This window comes from Mycetocola miduiensis (genome assembly GCF_900115155.1).
Lineage (GTDB): Bacteria > Actinomycetota > Actinomycetes > Actinomycetales > Microbacteriaceae > Mycetocola_A > Mycetocola_A miduiensis.
This window is the reverse complement of the sequence record NZ_FOVM01000001.1, coordinates 73,482-89,961: the sequence shown is the minus strand read 5'-3', so window position 1 is coordinate 89,961 and position 16,480 is coordinate 73,482. Positions and strand designations below refer to the sequence as shown.

15 protein-coding genes are annotated in these 16,480 nt (G+C 66.6%); 11 read left to right on the top strand and 4 right to left on the bottom strand.

The annotated features are described in order from the left end of the window. Positions 1-174 precede the first annotated feature (174 nt). Positions 175-1,152 (bottom strand): metallophosphoesterase, encoded by a 978-nt coding sequence (locus BM197_RS00385; protein WP_090707862.1) that lies wholly within the window; start codon positions 1,150-1,152, stop codon positions 175-177. Further along, positions 1,152-3,737, bottom strand: a complete 2,586-nt coding sequence (locus tag BM197_RS00380; RefSeq protein WP_090707860.1) for a transglycosylase domain-containing protein — start codon at positions 3,735-3,737, stop codon at positions 1,152-1,154. The genes BM197_RS00385 and BM197_RS00380 overlap by 1 nt, the downstream gene beginning before the upstream one ends. Positions 3,738-3,810: 73 nt before the next feature. On the opposite strand from BM197_RS00380, the gene sp36 reads away from it, so the two are divergent. From sp36 to BM197_RS00370, 3 genes are all read left to right on the top strand, one after another. Further along, on the top strand, positions 3,811-3,969 hold the full coding sequence (sp36, locus tag BM197_RS16175; RefSeq protein ID WP_177216662.1) for a Sp36 family protein: 159 nt from the start codon (positions 3,811-3,813) through the stop codon (positions 3,967-3,969). Beyond that, positions 3,969-4,430 carry a RidA family protein gene (locus BM197_RS00375; RefSeq protein WP_090707859.1) on the top strand — a complete coding sequence of 154 codons (462 nt, stop codon included), beginning with the start codon at positions 3,969-3,971 and terminating at the stop codon, positions 4,428-4,430. The genes sp36 and BM197_RS00375 overlap by 1 nt, the downstream gene beginning before the upstream one ends. A 198-nt stretch (positions 4,431-4,628) precedes the next feature. Then, positions 4,629-5,465, top strand: coding sequence for a type IV toxin-antitoxin system AbiEi family antitoxin domain-containing protein (locus tag BM197_RS00370; RefSeq protein WP_090707857.1), 837 nt, complete (start codon positions 4,629-4,631; stop codon positions 5,463-5,465). A gap of 113 nt (positions 5,466-5,578) precedes the next feature. Here the strand turns inward: BM197_RS00370 and acs are convergent, their stop codons facing one another. After that, positions 5,579-7,549, bottom strand: coding sequence for an acetate--CoA ligase (gene acs, locus BM197_RS00365; RefSeq protein WP_090707856.1), 1,971 nt, complete (start codon positions 7,547-7,549; stop codon positions 5,579-5,581). A 429-nt stretch (positions 7,550-7,978) separates the two neighbouring features. On the opposite strand from acs, the gene BM197_RS00360 reads away from it, so the two are divergent. The 5 genes from BM197_RS00360 to BM197_RS00340 all read left to right on the top strand — a co-directional run bounded on the left by BM197_RS00360 (position 7,979) and on the right by BM197_RS00340 (position 11,392). Then, positions 7,979-9,136: a TadA family conjugal transfer-associated ATPase gene (locus tag BM197_RS00360; RefSeq protein ID WP_425435659.1), complete on the top strand. Its 1,158-nt coding sequence runs from the start codon at positions 7,979-7,981 to the stop codon at positions 9,134-9,136. A gap of 41 nt (positions 9,137-9,177) precedes the next feature. Beyond that, the gene (locus BM197_RS00355) at positions 9,178-10,257 is read left to right on the top strand and encodes a hypothetical protein (protein WP_143094946.1); all 1,080 of its coding nucleotides are present in this window, start codon (positions 9,178-9,180) and stop codon (positions 10,255-10,257) included. Between the two features lie 116 nt (positions 10,258-10,373). Next, on the top strand, positions 10,374-10,571 hold the full coding sequence (locus BM197_RS00350) for a DUF4244 domain-containing protein (RefSeq protein WP_090707852.1): 198 nt from the start codon (positions 10,374-10,376) through the stop codon (positions 10,569-10,571). Positions 10,572-10,573: 2 nt separating this feature from the next. Then, positions 10,574-11,014, top strand: coding sequence for a TadE family type IV pilus minor pilin (locus BM197_RS00345; protein WP_090707851.1), 441 nt, complete (start codon positions 10,574-10,576; stop codon positions 11,012-11,014). 12 nt (positions 11,015-11,026) lie between these two features. After that, on the top strand, positions 11,027-11,392 hold the full coding sequence (locus tag BM197_RS00340; RefSeq protein ID WP_090707849.1) for an Rv3654c family TadE-like protein: 366 nt from the start codon (positions 11,027-11,029) through the stop codon (positions 11,390-11,392). A 43-nt stretch (positions 11,393-11,435) separates the two neighbouring features. Here BM197_RS00340 and BM197_RS00335 read toward each other — a convergent pair whose 3' ends face one another. Continuing rightward, on the bottom strand, positions 11,436-11,678 hold the full coding sequence (locus tag BM197_RS00335; RefSeq protein WP_090707847.1) for a hypothetical protein: 243 nt from the start codon (positions 11,676-11,678) through the stop codon (positions 11,436-11,438). 119 nt (positions 11,679-11,797) lie between these two features. Here BM197_RS00335 and topA point away from each other — a divergent pair, with 119 nt between their 5' ends. From topA to BM197_RS00320, 3 genes are read left to right on the top strand one after another with little or no spacing between them, the layout of a single operon-like run. Then, positions 11,798-14,659: a type I DNA topoisomerase gene (gene topA / locus BM197_RS00330; protein ID WP_090707846.1), complete on the top strand. Its 2,862-nt coding sequence runs from the start codon at positions 11,798-11,800 to the stop codon at positions 14,657-14,659. Next, positions 14,659-15,294 (top strand): dTMP kinase, encoded by a 636-nt coding sequence (gene tmk, locus BM197_RS00325; protein ID WP_090707844.1) that lies wholly within the window; start codon positions 14,659-14,661, stop codon positions 15,292-15,294. The genes topA and tmk overlap by 1 nt, the downstream gene beginning before the upstream one ends. Positions 15,295-15,334: 40 nt before the next feature. Then, positions 15,335-16,477, top strand: coding sequence for a DNA polymerase III subunit delta' (locus BM197_RS00320; RefSeq protein WP_090707843.1), 1,143 nt, complete (start codon positions 15,335-15,337; stop codon positions 16,475-16,477). Positions 16,478-16,480: the final 3 nt, after the last annotated feature.

Sequence of the window (16,480 nt, the reverse complement as noted above, 5' to 3'; positions counted from 1 at the left end):
TCTTTTTGTTGCCCGCAGTCGCATCCGCTCTTCAGCGCGCGCCGCCGCACGGCTATCAGGAGATCGCACGATGATCAGGATGCTTTCGCGCCGGTCCCTGGCCGCTCGCGGCCGCGTCGAAGGGCGGTCCTGAAAACTGTACGTTCTCCTGCGCAACCGGCGAGCGGGCGGACCTCAGTCGCGGGCGACGAGGGTCAGAAGGGTCGCCTCCGGCCTGCACGCGAAACGCACGGGAGCGTAGATCGAGGTGCCGAGGCCGCCGCTCACGTGGAGGAACGCGGATCGAAGGGCGTGGCGCCAGAGGCTCAGTCCCTTGACCTGGGCGCGCGGGATGTCACAGTTGGTGACCAGGGCGCCATAACCGGGGATGCACACCTGGCCGCCGTGCGTGTGCCCGGCGAGGATCAGGTCGGCTCCGTGGTTGATGAACGAGTTCAGCACACGCTGGTACGGCGCGTGTACGACGCCGATGTGAACGACGTGCCGCAGGCCGGCATCCGTGGTCTCGAGGGTCTCATCGTCCTGCTGGTTATCCAGCAGCCCGGTGAGCAGGTCGAGCCGGTCGGCCGCGATGTGCGGGTCGTCGACACCGAAAACGTCAAAGCGGGTGCCCTTGACGGTCACGCTTCCGACGGCGTTGTTCAGGTTCTGCCAGCCCAGGGCATCCGCGAAGAACCTGTCGAGCCGGCCAGTGTCGAGGTTGCGTATCTTGGGAGGCTTCGGGCCCCGGCCGGCGCTTGACGGGCCGGTGAGGTATCGCAGCCAGTTCTTGCGCATCGGACCGTAGTAGTCATTCGAACCGTGGACGTACAGGCCCGGGATACCGCCGAACTCGGCGAACGCGCGCTCGACGCCGGGGATACCGTCTTCATGCCCGAGGTTATCGCCGGTGTCGACGATCAGGTCGGGTTTCAGCAGTGCGAGCGAACGGACCCACGCCTGCTTGTCGTGCTGCCACGGCGCCATGTGGAGGTCGCTGAGGTGGAGGATCGTGACCGGTTCGGCACCGGTGGGCAGAACGGGTACCGTCTCACGTCGCAGGGTGAAGAGCCGGCGTTCTACGAGGGAACCCCAGGCGAACGCGGCGGCGCCAGTGAACGCGAGGGCGCTCAAAGCAACCCCAGCCCCCCGGCCGCCAGAAGACCTTGCCATCAACACTTCTGTTTGGCGATGGTGATGGTCACTTCACTGTCCGGCCCGGCCTCGGCACCGGCTTCAGGGTTCTGGGCGGCCACGACCTCAGGTTTTCCGGCCGCACCAGGAGCGACTTGACACGCTTCCTTGACCTTCGAGTAGCCCGCTGCCGCCAGGTCGCTGCGCGCGGCATCCGTTTGCTTGCCAACGACATTCGGGACGCTGCCGGCCTCCGGCTGCTCTGGCTCGGGGGCCTGCGGCGGGGTACCGGTCGACGGCTGGATGGTGATGGTCGAGCCGGTGGATACGGAGGCCCCAGGCCCAGGGCTCGTGGACGCCACAAGGCCCGCTCCGACGCTCGAGGCGACAGGTTCACCGACCTGGGTTCCGAAGCCCGCCTTGGTGAGCGCTGCTGTCGCAGCCTCGACCGACTGGCCGGTGACATCCGGGACCTTGATTTGCTTGGCGCGGATCAGTGCGTCATCCGGTGTGCCGAAGTTGTCTCCGCCGTACTTGGCGATCGACGTGCGCAGGATGCCGGAGAAGATGCCGAACTTCGCGCTGAAGCCGGTCACCCCCTTCTTGACGCGGACGTCGTACATGCTGTCCTGGCCGACGACGTTTCCGACCCAGAGAGAGGTGACGGCCTTGGTGGTTCCGCCGGTGATCCAGGAGTGCCGGGCTTCGTCGGCGGTTCCGGTCTTGCCCATGAGCGGGGCTCCCGGGACGGCGGCGCGCGCGGCGGTGCCGCCACCCTCAAACACGGTCTCCAGAGCGAACGCGGCCGTGTTGGCGACCTCAGGGGTCACGGCCTGGGTGCACTGGCTCTTCGGCGCGGCGATTTCTTCGCCGTCGGGGCCGGTGATCTTGTCGATGGCGACGGGGGTGCAGGTCAGGCCCTGCGCCGCGATGCCTGCGATGGCTGTGGCAAGCGAGAGCGGGGCGATCTCGTTCGACCCGAGGAGCGTTGCGGGGTGCCGCTGGAGCGGGTCGCCGTCCGCGCGGTGGACGCCCATGTCTTCGGCGGTCTGGAAGATGTCGCACATGTCGAGTTTCTGCGCCATGGCGATGAACGCGGTGTTCACCGATCGCTTGGTTGCCTCGATTGGAGTGATCTGGCCCGGGCTCGTGCCGTCGTAGTTCACCGGGGTGTACGACTTGGTGTAGTTGCCTGAGCAGCTGTCGGTCCACCGGCTGAATGTGCGCTTCTCGCCGCTGACCGTCTCTCGGAGCGAATGCCCGTTCTTGAGCCAGTCGAGCAGGATCATCGACTTGAACGTCGATCCGACGTCGAAGCCGCTCGAGCCGCCGTACTTGTAGTCGGTGTTGTAGTTCACCGACGTGAACTCGCCACCGGGCGCCGTCTTTTCCGGGTCGTTGCTGTAGGTCTTGTTCTGCGCCATCGCGAGTACGCGACCGGTTCCAGGCTGAACCGTCACTGCGGCACCACCGATGCGGACTGTTTCCATGGACTTCGGCAGGTACTCGTTGATCGCAGCGGCGGATGCTGCCTGCAGGTCGGGGTCAAGCGAGGTGTAGATCTGGAGGCCACCGCGACGCAGCGTGGCTGCACGAGCCTCCGCTGTCTCGCCGAATACCGGGTCGTTCTTGACGACCCGGGTCACGTAGTCGCAGAAGTAGGCGCTGTCGCCGGCCGTCTGGCATCCGGTGCTTGGCGGGTTGATCGACGGCGTGACGGGGACAGCCCGTGCTGCGTCGTGCTGTTCCTGGGTGATCTTGCCTTCTTCGAGCATCTTGGTGATCACATAGTTGCGGCGTTCGAGGGTCTTCGCGTAACCGTTCGCTGCACCGTTCGACTCGCTCTCAGGCATGTCGATGCGGAGCGAAGACGGGTAGTTCACGATCGCAATGAGTGTCGCGGCCTGTTCGATCGTCAGGTCAGCGGCATTGACGCCGAAGTAGTACGAGGACGCCGCCTGGATGCCGTACGTGCGCGCTCCGAAGTTGGCGATGTTGAGGTAACCGAGAAGGATCTCGTCCTTGCTGTAGTCCTTCTCGACGCCGATCGCGAACCGCATCTCCTTGAGCTTGCGGCCGGCGCCTTCCGCGCCGTCTGCGGTCGTCGCATCGTTTGCACAGGCGTTGAGTTCTTCGTCGGTGGTCGAATCGATCTCACACTGCTGCACGAGGACGTTCTTCACGTACTGCTGGGTAATCGACGAGCCACCCTGGGTGTCTCCGCCGATGTACGTCTTCAGGACGGCTCGCGTCGTGCCCATGACGTCGATTCCGCCGTGTGAATAGAAGCGGGGGTCCTCGGCCGCGACCGCGGCATCCTTGGCGTACTGCGAGACCTGGTCCCAGGCCACTTCGTCGCGGTTCTGGTCGAAGAAGGATGCCAGAAGCACGGGCTGGCCGTCTGCTGAGTTCGCCCAGATGTTCGTCTTCTCCATGGTCTTTCCGACCTTGAGGTAGTCCGGGAGACCGTCGAAGACGCTGATGGCGTTGTTGGCGGTGACGCCGGTCACGGCAATGGCGGGGGTGATGGCTGCAGTGACGAGGAGTCCGGCTGCGACACTAAGGCCGATGAAGCCGAGGAAGCCCCCGAGCACACCTCTACCCGTGCGTTTTTGTTCAGGCATAGGATCGAGAATAAGTGACAAATCTGTAAAAGCGCCTCTACCCGCACAAAAACCGCACAAACAGAAGGAAAACATGCCTCGCTGGGAGTACATCACCACGCCGCTGATGATCCATAACACCGCCGCCATACTCAACAACTGGGGCAGTGACGGATGGGAGCTCGTGCAGGTCGTCAACGGCCCTGAAGGTGGCCTCGTTGCGTACCTCAAGCGTCCACTGGCGGATGCCTGATGTCGCGAATCGCAGACCGCCTCAGTGAGCTCGGCCTCACCCTCCCCGCCGTCGCCGCACCCGTTGCCGCCTACGTCCCCGCCGTCGTGCAGGGGAACCTCGTCTACACCTCCGGCCAGCTGCCGTTTGTCGACGGCGTGCTCCCAGCAACGGGCAAGGTCGGCGGCTCGGTGTCGGCTGAGGATGCACAGTCGTACGCGGCGACCTGCGCACTCAACGCTCTTGCGGCCGTCCAGGGCGTGATCGGGTCGCTCGATCGGGTGACCCAGATCGTGAAGGTCACCGGCTTCGTGGCATCCGACCCGTCGTTCACCGGCCAGCCGGGAGTGATCAACGGCGCGTCGACGCTGCTCGGCGAGATCTTCGGTGGGTCGGGCATCCACGCCCGCTCTGCCGTCGGTGTTGCGGTGCTGCCGCTCGACGCCCCGGTCGAAGTGGAGCTCGTGGTCGCGTTCGCGTAGCGCGCGACTCCTCTTCGCACGATTAGCAGGAGATCGCACGGTTATCAGGATGCTTTCAAGCATTTGGTCCTGATAACCGTGCGATCTCCTTTTGGGTTCGCTGCGGGTCATCCCTGCCCCGGCCGTTTCGGCGCTGCCATTCTCCACAGATTGCTGTGGACGGCGGAGCCAGCCCTCTCGCTCCGGGATCGTCGAGTCATGGACATCGAAAGCTGGGTGCGACGCAGCGGTCAGATCGCCCACACGAGTGACATCATCAGGGCCGGAGCTACTCGGTACGGCATCCGTGCGGCGCTCGCCTCCGGCGAACTGGTCCGCGTTCGCCGGGACTGGCTGGCCCTGCCCGGATGTGACCCCGACATCCTGCTGGCTGCACGTCACGGCGGCCGGCTGACCTGCTTGACTGCTTCGAAGCGCTATGGGCTCTGGACGCCTGAGGACACCGCGACGCACCTCGCCGTTCCGGCCAACGCCGGCAGGCTCGCCCTTCCGACCGACGTGAAGGCCCACTGGTCCGAAGGCCCCGTCCCGGTCAGCTCCCTGAGGCTCGTCGACCCACTCGAGAAGGTGCTCGTGCGAGTGGCCGAATGCCAGCCGTTTGAAACGGCCGTCGTCGTCCTCGACTCGGCGTTGAGGCTGAAAAAGATCAGTGCCAGCCAGTTGGCGCGCGTCTCATCGAAGTCAACACGGTTCCGTATCGCGCGGGAGGCAGCGAGCGAATCGTCAGACTCCGGCATTGAGTCCATTCCGCGGCTGAGGTTCGCGCGGATCGGCATCGTCGTTCGTCAGCAGGTGATCATCGACGACCATCCCGTGGATGGACTCATCGGCGATCGGCTCGTCCTCCAAATCGACGGGTACGGTCCGCACTCGAACGCCGAACAGCGCCGCCGCGACTTGCGGCAGGACGGCAGATTAACGCTAAGGGGCTACACCGTCTTCCGATTCGACTACGCGCAGGTCCTGGGTCGCTGGGAGTACGTGGAGTCAACCGTGCTCTCGGCGATGGCGCAGGGGCTGCACCTGGCCGCGTGATGGGCATCCGTTATCGTGACCGGCATCCGTTCATAAGGAGATCGCACGTTTTTCCGGATGCGTCTGGGCATTTCGTCCTGATAAGCGTGCAATCTCCTGCACAACGTGCGACGCTACTTCGCCGTCACCTGCCCGGTGATGATCTGCATCACCGTGGTGTCGGCCAGCGTGGTCGTGTCGCCGACCTCACGACCCTCGGCGACATCGCGCAGCAGGCGCCGCATGATCTTGCCCGACCGGGTCTTCGGGAGCTCGTTGACCACGAACACGTCGCGGGGGCGCGCGATGGGTCCGATCTGCTCGCCGACGTGCGCCCTGAGGACCGCTGCGATGTCGTCCACCGCTGCGGACTCCTCGAGCATGCTCTCCTTGATGATGACGAACGCCACGACGGCCTGACCCGTGGTCTCGTCGTGCGCACCGACGACCGCAGCCTCTGCGGTGAACGGATGCGCGACGAGGGCGGACTCGATCTCCGCCGTCGAGAGCCGGTGCCCCGACACGTTCATCACATCGTCGACACGGCCGAGCAGCCAGATGTCGCCTTCGTGGTCGAGTCGTGCGCCATCGCCGGCGAAGTACTTGTCGCCGAACTTCTCCCAGTAGGTCTCCTTGAACCGCTCGGGGTCGCCCCAGATGCCACGCAGCATCGACGGCCACGGTTCGGTGACGACGAGCAGCCCGCCATTGCCCGTGCCCACGTGCTGCCCGTCATCGTCGACGACGTCGATGCTGATCCCGGGGATCGGCACCTGCGCGCTGCCGGGCTTGGTCTCGGTGATCCCAGGCAGCGCCGAGATCATGATCGCGCCGGTCTCGGTCTGCCACCAGGTGTCGACGATCGGGGCGGCCTTTCCTCCGACGACCTTGCGGTACCACATCCATGCTTCAGGGTTGATCGGTTCACCGACCGACCCGAGCAGGCGCACGCTCGACAGGTCGAACTGCTTCGGGATCTTCCGCCCCAGCTTCATGAACGAACGGATGGCGGTCGGCGCGGTGTAGAAGGTCGTCACCTTGTACTTCTCGATGATCTCCCACCACCGTCCAGGGTGAGGTGTGTCCGGGGTGCCTTCGTAGAGCACCTGGGTGGCGCCATTCGCGAGCGGCCCGTAGACGACGTAGCTGTGGCCTGTCACCCAGCCGACGTCAGCCGTGCACCAATAGACATCCGACTCCGGCTTCAGGTCGAAAACGATCTTGTGAGTGAAGGCGCACTGTGTGAGGTAGCCGCCTGAGGTGTGCAGAATTCCCTTCGGCTTGCCGGTCGTCCCCGAGGTGTACAGGATGAACAGCGGGTTTTCCGCACCGAACGCCTGCGCCTCGTGTTCGGGCTCGGCCTTCGCCATCTCGTCGTGCCACCACAGGTCGCGGTCGGTCCACTCGATCTCGTTCTCCCCGCGCTTCACGACGAGCACATTGGTGACCGTCTCCTGGGGGCCGAGGTCGCCGCGGGCCTGCAGCGCGGCATCCACCGCGGGCTTCAAGGCCGAGACCTTGCCCTTCCGCCACCCACCGTCGGCGGTGATGACCAGCTTCGCACTGGCATCGTCAACCCGAGAACGGATGCTGTCGGCGCTGAATCCGCCGAAAATGACCGAGTGCACGGCGCCGAGGCGCGCGACGGCGAGCATGGAAACCACGGCTTCGGGGATCATCGGAAGGTAGATCGCGACGCGGTCGCCTTCGCCGATGCCCAGGCCGGAGAGCACGTTCGCCGCGCGCTTTACCTCTGCAGTCAGTTCTGCGTACGTGACGGTGCGGCTGTCGCCCTGCTCACCCTCCCAGTGGAACGCGACACGATCGCCATTGCCGGCCTCGACGTGGCGGTCGAGGCAGTTGTATGCGACGTTCAGCCGGCCGTCCTCGAACCACTTCGCGAATGGCGGGTTCGACCAGTCGAGGGTGCGGGTGAACGGTGTTTCCCAGTCCAGCAGCTCACGCGCCTGCCGGGCCCAGAACCCCAGGCGGTCCGCTTTGGCTTCGGCATAAAGTTCGGCCGTGGCCACCGCATCCCGGGCGAAATCCTCGCTCGGAGGAAACTTGCGGTGTTCGTGCAGGAGATTGTCGATCTGCGTATTCATCTTGTGGCTACTCGCTCCTTTGCGACGGGTTAGCGGCATCACAGCTGTGTGACTCATACAGACCTTACTCCGATCACCGTGGCCCCTCCTCGGGGGGTGTGGACCGTGCTGAGCGGGGCGCTGGCTGAGTGTCCACTCTTTGGGGGACCAAAAACCCCTCCAAAGTCTTGCGTAGCGGCCGTATGCGCGTACACTTGGGCTCGGCCGAATTCTTATATTCGTGCGTGCGACGTGATGATTCCCCCCAATCGAGCGTCGCGTGTGGCGGCATCCATTCCCCCCAATGGGTGTCGCCCTCTTAATTTCCCAGGTGCCGGATTCCGTCGCCCGCGCGAGCAAGCTCCCTCACACCGACCGGTTCTCATCTAGTTATCCACGGATGCCTCTGGCCCCGCTTCTGCGATCGTCCCGCTCCGTACTCTGGCCTGCATGACCGACCGATTCGTCGCTACGCCCAAACTGGGATTGCTCGGGGCGGGCATCCCTCCGGCCTCGACTCGGCCTGCTGATGGCCGCACGACGAACGATGCGCTTCAGCGACACGGCCGCGAACCGCCGCCGTTCGGTGGGGCGCCATCGTCGAACAGCATTCGGGCGGGTCCACCCGGGCAGACGCTCGCCGATGCCCGACTTGCCCGGATGCGAATGGCCGCCGAGTTCGGCCCGCTTGCGCCCTATTTAATGGCGGCGGAGGTCACCGACGTGTTCGTCAACGGCGAAGGCGGGTTGTGGATCGATCGAGGCGCAGGACCTGAGCGGGATGCAGCGTGGTCGATGGCGGAACGTCCGCTGCGCGAGCTCGCGGTTCGACTCATCGCGCTCGGCGGCCGCCACATTGATGAGGCGACGCCCTGCGTCGACGTGCGGTTGCACGGCGGCGTTCGGGTTCACGCCGTTCTGCCGCCGGTGTCGGTCGGAGGTACCGTGCTGAGTATCCGCATTCCGCAGGTACGCCGTTTCGGGCTCGCCGACCTGGCTGCCGCCGGTATGTTCGGCGAGGACTCCGCCAACCTCGTGAGCCGGTTGCGCGCGGCGGTCGCCGAACGCGTCAACCTGCTCGTCACCGGTGCCGGCGGCTCCGGCAAGACGACGCTTCTCGGGGCGCTGCTTGCCGAGGCGCCGCACGACGAGCGGATTGTCGCGATCGAGGATGTCGCCGAGCTGGGCGTGGAGCATCCCCATTTCGTCTCGCTCGAGTCCCGTCAGGCCAACCTCGAGGGCGCGGGCGCGATCGGCCTGGAGCGGCTGGTGCGTGAGGCGCTTCGCATGAGGCCGGACCGCCTCGTCGTCGGCGAATGTCGTGGCGGCGAAGTGCGGGAGCTGCTCGCGGCGCTGAACACCGGGCACGCTGGCGGGGCAGGAACCCTGCACGCCAACTCGCTGCCGGATGTCCCGGCACGGGTCGAGGCGCTCGGCGCGCTGGCCGGGATGACACCGGATGCCGTTGCCCGGCAGACCGTGAGCGCGATCGGCCTCGTACTGCACCTTGAACGGCGCGGCGGCGTGCGGCGGCTGGACCGGGTCGGTCGGTTCGAACTCGACGGGAACGGCAGGCTCGCAATTCGATCGGAGGCGGGCGCGCAATGAAAGGCAGGGATCGAACGCCACCGGTTGAACGGGTCGCCGCGGTGACTGAGCGCCTCGCGGTTCTTCTCGCTGCGGGGGTCCCGCCGTCCGCGGCGTGGGGTTACCTGGCGTCTGGCCAGCTGGCCGGTGAGGACTCTGCCGGGTCGGGGGGCCGGACGCGGCGGACCCGGCGTGACGGACCCCGGCCGCCCCCGCCTCGCAGGGCGCCCGGCCGGATGCCTGCCAAGGCGGTCCGCGCCCGGGCCGATGTTGGCGGTGTGTTGGACGCCGCGGCGGCTGCCGCGGAGAACGGTACCGATGTTGCCGCGGCCATCGCGGAGGCAGTCCGGGGTCCGACCGGTGGTGAAGGGCGTTCGGTGAAAAGCCGCCGGGACTCCCCGGCGGCGGATGCCTGGCTGACCGTTGCTGCGGCGTGGTCGGTGGCGACGGAGACCGGGGCGCCGCTGGCCGGATGCCTGCGCGAGCTCGCACGGTCCCAACGCGCCCTCGGCCAGGCACAACGGGATATCGACACAGCCCTGGCCGGACCCCGGTCGACGTCACGACTGGTTCTGGCGCTCCCGGTCGTCGGGCTGCTCTTCGGACTCCTGCTCGGCTTCGACACTCTCGGAACGCTGGTCGGCACGGTCCCCGGCCTGGTCTGCCTGGGCGGGGCGATGATGCTCATGCTCGCCGCGTGGCGATGGTCGGCGGCGATGGTGCGCCGGTCCACGCCGCAATCCAGCGCTCCCGGCCTTGCGATCGACCTCACCGCGATTGCGATGTCGTCAGGAGCATCCGTGGACCGGGCGGTTGCCGTCGTGGATTCCGCGCTCGCCGAGTTCCGTCCATCCGCGACCGTCCGCTCCGCCCGTCTTTCTGAGGCGACCAGGGAGGACGCTGCGATTGCCAGCGTGCTGGCGCTGTCACGGGCGGCGGGTGTCCCGGCCGCTCACCTGCTTCGCGGTGAAGCGGATCAGGTGAGGCGCGACGCCCGGTCGAACGCCCAGCAGGCGGCGGCCTCCCTCGCCACCCGGCTGATGCTGCCGCTCGGACTCTGCATTCTGCCGGCGTTCATGCTCGTCGGTGTCGCGCCCCTGCTCCTGAGTGTTCTCTCCTCCACGCTGCGGGAGATCGAATGAGGTTTCCACCGATCCCATCGAACCGGTTTCGGGCCTGACCGGGAGGGGAGGATGGCTGTACTCGCGCCGCCCGATCACCTCGAATACCTAACGAATACCTAAAGGAGAAGAACGACATGGTGCGACTACGGAACCCGGCTGAACGCCTGCGAACGCGGCTGGCTGATGACTCCGGGGCGGCCACGGCGGAGTATGCCATCGCGACGATGGCGGCGGTCGGCTTCGCCGGGTTGCTGGTCGCGATCATGCGCTCGGATGAGGTGCGGGGGATTCTCACCGATCTCATCCGCCGGGCGCTCACCGTCAACGGCTGATCATGCGGTCCTCAGGGTTCGGCGGCGCCCAGGTTCGGGCCGGGCGCCGCCGGCGGACCGAACAGCCGCCGACGATCGGTGGACACGGCAGCGAGGGGCCCGCGCCGCCTCACGAACGGGGCAGCGCCGCCGCCGAGTTTGCTGTGGCGGTCCCTGTCGTCGTGCTGGTGCTGGCCTGCTGCCTGGGAGCCATCCAGGTTGCGTCGCAGCAGATACGACTGACAGATGCCGCCGCGGACGCCGCGCGCACCCTGGCTCGTGGTGACCCGCCCGCCGTCGCCGCCGCCCGGGTGCACCGGGTGGCGTCGTCTGCAGCGATGAGCACGTCGATGAGTGGCGACTTCGTTTGTGTGCAGCTCAGCGCCCCCGCCGGCTTCGGCCCGGCGGCGATCGCCGGTGTGCGGGTGCGCGCGTCGGGCTGCGCCCTCGCCGGCGGGTTGTGAGGAGGAGACGGCATGGGGTTCACACAGGACGAAGCTTCGGCCCCGGGGGAGGCGGGGTCCGGGTCGGTGCTGGCCGTCGCGCTCGTGGCGTCGGTGCTCCTGCTCGCGGGACTGGCGTTGCCGCTCAACGCCGCCTTGACGGCACGTCAACTGACCGCGAACGCCGCCGATTCCGCGGCGCTCGCCGCAGCCGACACGGCGTCCGGGCTGGTGCCGGGGTATCCGTGCGCCAACGCGGCGGAAGCGGCGCGGCTCAACGGGGCGGTGCTGGGCGAGTGCACGGTGAACGGCCTTGAGGTACTTGTTACGGCGACACGGCAGGTGCTCGGAATTCCGGTGAGCGTGAGGTCGCGGGCCGGGCCTTCGCCGCCGGGGTGACAGGCGTCGCGGGGCAGGGACGAACCGGGAACCGAAGAGCGGCCTAGGCCTCGTCGAAGTTCGTGGTCAGGTACCGATAGTTGACCGCGGTGGGGCGGTCGGAATCTTCCGATTCGAACTCCTGGCCCGACGTGCGTGCATAGACATAGGTCTTGCCGCCGGGCGCGGCGATGTCAACGGTGGGACGCGGATCACCGGAGTCGAGGAAGTCCGCCGACAGGGTCTTGCCCTCCAGTGGCCCATCCGTGAGCTTTGCCGTATAGGTCGTCGTCGCTGATGCACTCATAGCCCCCATTCTGCTCTTTCTCCGGTTGTTATCAAGAGGACCCACGGATGTGACGGCACGGGCTGATTAGGTGGACACTGGGAAATGGTGTGTATGGTGTGCACGACGAAAGGAGTCGGGTGCCAGGCACAAAAAAGTTGGTCATCGTAGAGTCGCCGACCAAAATGAAGTCCATCGCCGGGTACCTCGGCGACGGCTATGAGGTACTGAGTTCCGTGGGGCACATCCGTGACCTCGCCGAGCCGAAGAACCTTCCGGCTGAACTCAAGAAGGGTGCCTTCGGCAAGTTCGCGGTCGACATCGACAACGATTTCGAACCGTATTACGTGGTCTCCGACAACAAGAAGAAGACGGTAGCGGATCTCAAGCGGGCGTTGAAGAACGCTGACGAACTCCTCCTCGCGACTGATGAGGACCGCGAAGGCGAAGCCATCGCGTGGCACCTGCTTCAGGTTCTCCAGCCGAAAGTCCCCGTCAAGCGGATGGTCTTCCACGAGATCACCAAGGACGCCATCCTCGAGGCCAGGGAAAACACGCGTGACCTCGACGTCGCCCTTGTCGACGCCCAGGAGACCCGGCGGATTCTCGACCGTATATATGGGTATGAGATTTCGCCCGTCCTGTGGCGCAAGGTCGGCCCCAGCCTCTCGGCCGGCCGCGTGCAGTCCGCCGCTACCCGCCTTATCGTCGAGCGTGAACGCGAACGCCTCGCCTTCACCCCCGCTTCGTACTGGGGTCTGACCGCCCAGGCCGCCCCGGACCCCGACTCCACCCATTTTGAGGCCCGCCTCGTCCGCCTCGATGGTGAACGCATCGCCACCGGGCGCGACTTCGACGACACCGGCAAGCTGACGAGCAAAGCGGTGCCGCTCGACGAGCAGTCAGCCCAGTCGATCGCCGCCGCGCTCGCCGCCCCCGGCGCATCCGTCGTCGTCTCGAAGGTGGAGTCGAAGCCGTACTCGCGCCGCCCGGCAGCACCGTTCACCACGTCGACGCTGCAGCAGGAAGCAGCGCGCAAGCTGCGCTTCTCGGCCCGCCAGACGATGAGCGTGGCGCAGTCGCTGTACGAAAACGGGTACATCACCTACATGCGTACCGACTCGCCGTCGCTCTCGAGCCAGGCGATCAAAGCCGCCCGCGACCAGGCGACCGCACTGTACGGTGCCGAGACGGTTCCCGACAAGCCGCGCCTGTACAGCGGCAAGAACAAGAGCGCCCAGGAAGCCCACGAGGCGATCCGTCCCTCCGGTGACACCTTCCGCACTCCCTCGTCACTGAGCGGCAGCCTCCGCGGCCAGGACTTCAAGCTGTACGAGCTGATCTGGAAGCGCACCGTCGCCAGCCAGATGGCCGACGCCAAGGGCCAGACCGCAACGGTGACCATCGAAGCCGACGCGAACGGCAAGCGGGCCGAGCTGACGGCATCCGGAACGGTCATCACCTTCCGCGGATTCCTCCACGCCTACGAAGAGGGCCAGGACGAGGAACGTAACGCAAGCGACAACACCGCCCGTGAGGCGAAGCTTCCGCCGCTGACCGAGGGCCAGTCGCTGATCCTCACCGAGGTCGACGCCAAGGGCCACGAAACCTCGCCGCCCCCGCGCTACACGGAGGCGAGCCTCGTCAAGACGCTCGAAGAGCTGGGTATCGGGCGCCCGTCGACCTACGCGCAGACCATCGCGACGATCACTGACCGCGGTTACGTCACCGCGCGCGGCCAGGCGCTCATCCCCTCGTGGATCGCGTTCAGCGTCGTCCGGCTGCTCGAGGAGCACTTCAACGACCTCGTCCAGTACGACTTCACCGCTGAGATGGAAGAAGACCTCGACCGTATCGCCGGTGGCGAGCAGGATCGCACCGCCTGGCTGAAGTCCTTCTATTACGGCAGCGACCAGCACCGCGGCCTGCGCACCGTCGTGGACAACCTCGGCGACATCGACGCCCGCGAGATCAACTCGCTGCGCCTGAACGACGAGATCACCATCCGCATCGGCAAGTACGGCCCGTACCTCGAGGTGACGGATGCTTCCGCTCCTGCCCAGGCCGACGGCGAACCGGCCACACCGCGCCGGGTCAACATCCCCGAAGACCTCGCCCCCGACGAACTGACCCTCGCCAAGGCGCAGGAACTCATCGACGCTCCGGTGCTCACCGACCGCGTGATCGGCGTCAACCCGGAGAACGGCAAGGAGATCGTCGCGAAGGACGGTCGGTTCGGCCCATACGTGACCGAACTCGAGCCCGAACCCGAGGCGGAAGAACCCGTCGTCGACGCTGCCACCGGTGAAGTGACGGATGCGCCGAAGAAGAAGGCCCCAGCGAAGAAGAAAGCTGCTGTGGTCAAGCCGCGGACGGCATCCCTCTTCAAATCGATGTCGCTCGACGCGATCGACCTCGACACGGCGCTGAAGCTTCTCTCGCTTCCGCGCATTGTCGGCGTCGACCCGGAGATCGCGGCGGAAATCACCGCCCAGAACGGCCGGTTCGGCCCGTACCTGAAGAAGGGCACCGACTCCCGGTCGCTCGAGAACGAAGACCAGATCTTCGAGATCGATCTGCCAGCGGCGCTCGAGATCTTCGCCCAGCCGAAGTACGGCAACCGCCGTGCGTCGAGCGCCCTCAAGGAATTCGAGGCCGACCCGGTCAGTGGCAAGCCGATCAAGGTGAAGGACGGCCGATTCGGTCCGTACGTCACCGACGGCGAAACCAACGCGACGATCCCGAAAGCGGAGACCGTTGAGGACGTCGACTTCGACCGTGCTGTGCAGTTGCTCGCCGACAAACGGGCGAAGGGTCCTGCTGCTCCGCGCAAGAAGGCACCGGCCAAGAAGCCTGCCGCGAAGAAGCCCGCCGCGAAGAAACCGACGGCTGCCGCCACCACCAAGAAGGCCGCTGCGGCGTCGAAGACGGGGGTGTCGACGGCCACGCCGAAGAAACCTGCGGCTCGCAAGCCCGCTGCGAAGCCCACAGCGGCGGAGTAATGGGACGGACCGATTCGTATCCCGGGCTGTTCATCACCCTCGAGGGTGGTGACGGCTCGGGCAAGTCCACGCAGGCTGCTGAACTCGAGACCTGGCTGCGCGAGCAGGGCCGTGAGGTCGTGCGCACCCGCGAGCCCGGAGGCACCGAAGTCGGCGTTGAGATCCGCGAAATCGTGCTCCACCATCGCGGCGATATCGCGCCGCGTGCCGAGGCGCTGCTCTACGCAGCGGACCGGGCCCACCACATTGCCTCGAAGGTGCGTCCAGCCCTCGAACGCGGAGCGGTGGTCCTGCAGGACCGGTACATCGACTCGTCCGTCGCCTACCAGGGCGCAGGGCGGGATCTTGGCATGGACGAAATCCGGGACCTGTCGATGTGGGCGACCGGCGGTCTCATGCCCGACCTGACCGTTCTGCTCGACCTCGACGAGGATGCCGCCCGGCTGCGTCTCGATTCCGCCAGGACCCGGTTCGACCGGCTCGAGGCAGAAGCATCTTCGTTCCACCGCCGGGTGCGGCAGGTGTACCTGGAACTGGCCCAGGCGGAGCCCGGCCGCTTTCTTGTCCTCGATGCGACGGATGCCGTCGCGACGCTCGCGGAGAGCATCCGTTCGCGGGTCGCTGCTCTGCTCTGACGCCGCCGGCGGTGTCAGGTGTCGCAGGTAGGCTTGGGCCATGGCCAACTGGGATGACGTCATCGGGCAGAGCGACGCTGTCTCCCTGCTGCGCGACGCCGCCGCCGACCGCGGGGGAGAATCCCACGGCGCGATGACGCACGCGTGGCTGATCACCGGTCCGCCCGGCTCTGGCCGGTCGAACCTGGCGTACGCATTCGCCGCCGCCTTGCTCAGCCGCGAAGCCGACGGCGATCCGGTCACGGCGGCGCAGGTCGACGCCAGAACCCACCCGGATCTCACCGTGCTGGCCACCCCCAACGTCATCATCAAGATCGATGAGGTGCGTGAACTGGTGCGCAGCTCGTACTTCGCGCCCGCCGTCGGCCGATACCGGGTAATCGTCATCGAAGACGCCGACCGGATGGTGGAGCGCACATCGAACGTGCTTCTCAAAGCGCTCGAAGAACCACCGGAGCGTACCGTCTGGGTGCTCTGCGCGCCGAGCGAGGCCGACCTTATCCCGACGATCAGGTCTCGCGTGCGCGCCATCCGCCTGCGCGTTCCCGACATCGCCGAGGTGGCCGATCTGATCGTGCGCCGTGACGGCGTCGACCTCGAACTCGCCGAGCGAGCGGCGCGACACGCTCAGTCACACGTCGGTATGGCGCACCGGCTCGCCACCGACGAAGGGGCCCGCGCTCGACGTGACGAGACGCTGACGGCGGCCCTTGGCATCCGCTCCGTGTCGGATGCCGTTCTCGCGGCCGCCCGGATGCTCGCCATCGCCACCGATGACGGCAAGGCCTACACCGAACAGCGCGATGCGGAGGAACGCGAGCACGCCCTCCGCTCGCTCGGTGTCGAACCGGGGCAGACGCTGCCGCCGGCGCTGCGTTCGCAGATCCGCGGCCTCGAAGAAGACCAGAAACGCCGGGCCACGCGCAGCCTCCGCGACGGGCTCGACCGTATCCTGGTCGACCTCCTCTCGCTGTACCGCGACATCATCATGCTGCAGCTCGGCCGCTCCGAAACGATCATCAACCGTGAACTGATCGCGGCTCTCACCGCCGCAGGCGAAGAGAGCACCCCTGCAGAGACGATGGCGACGATGGATGCCATCCAGCAGGCCCGCCAGCGCATCGAAGGGAACGTCGCACCGGCGCTCGCCCTCGAAGCCATGCTCGTTTCGGCGATCCGATGACCG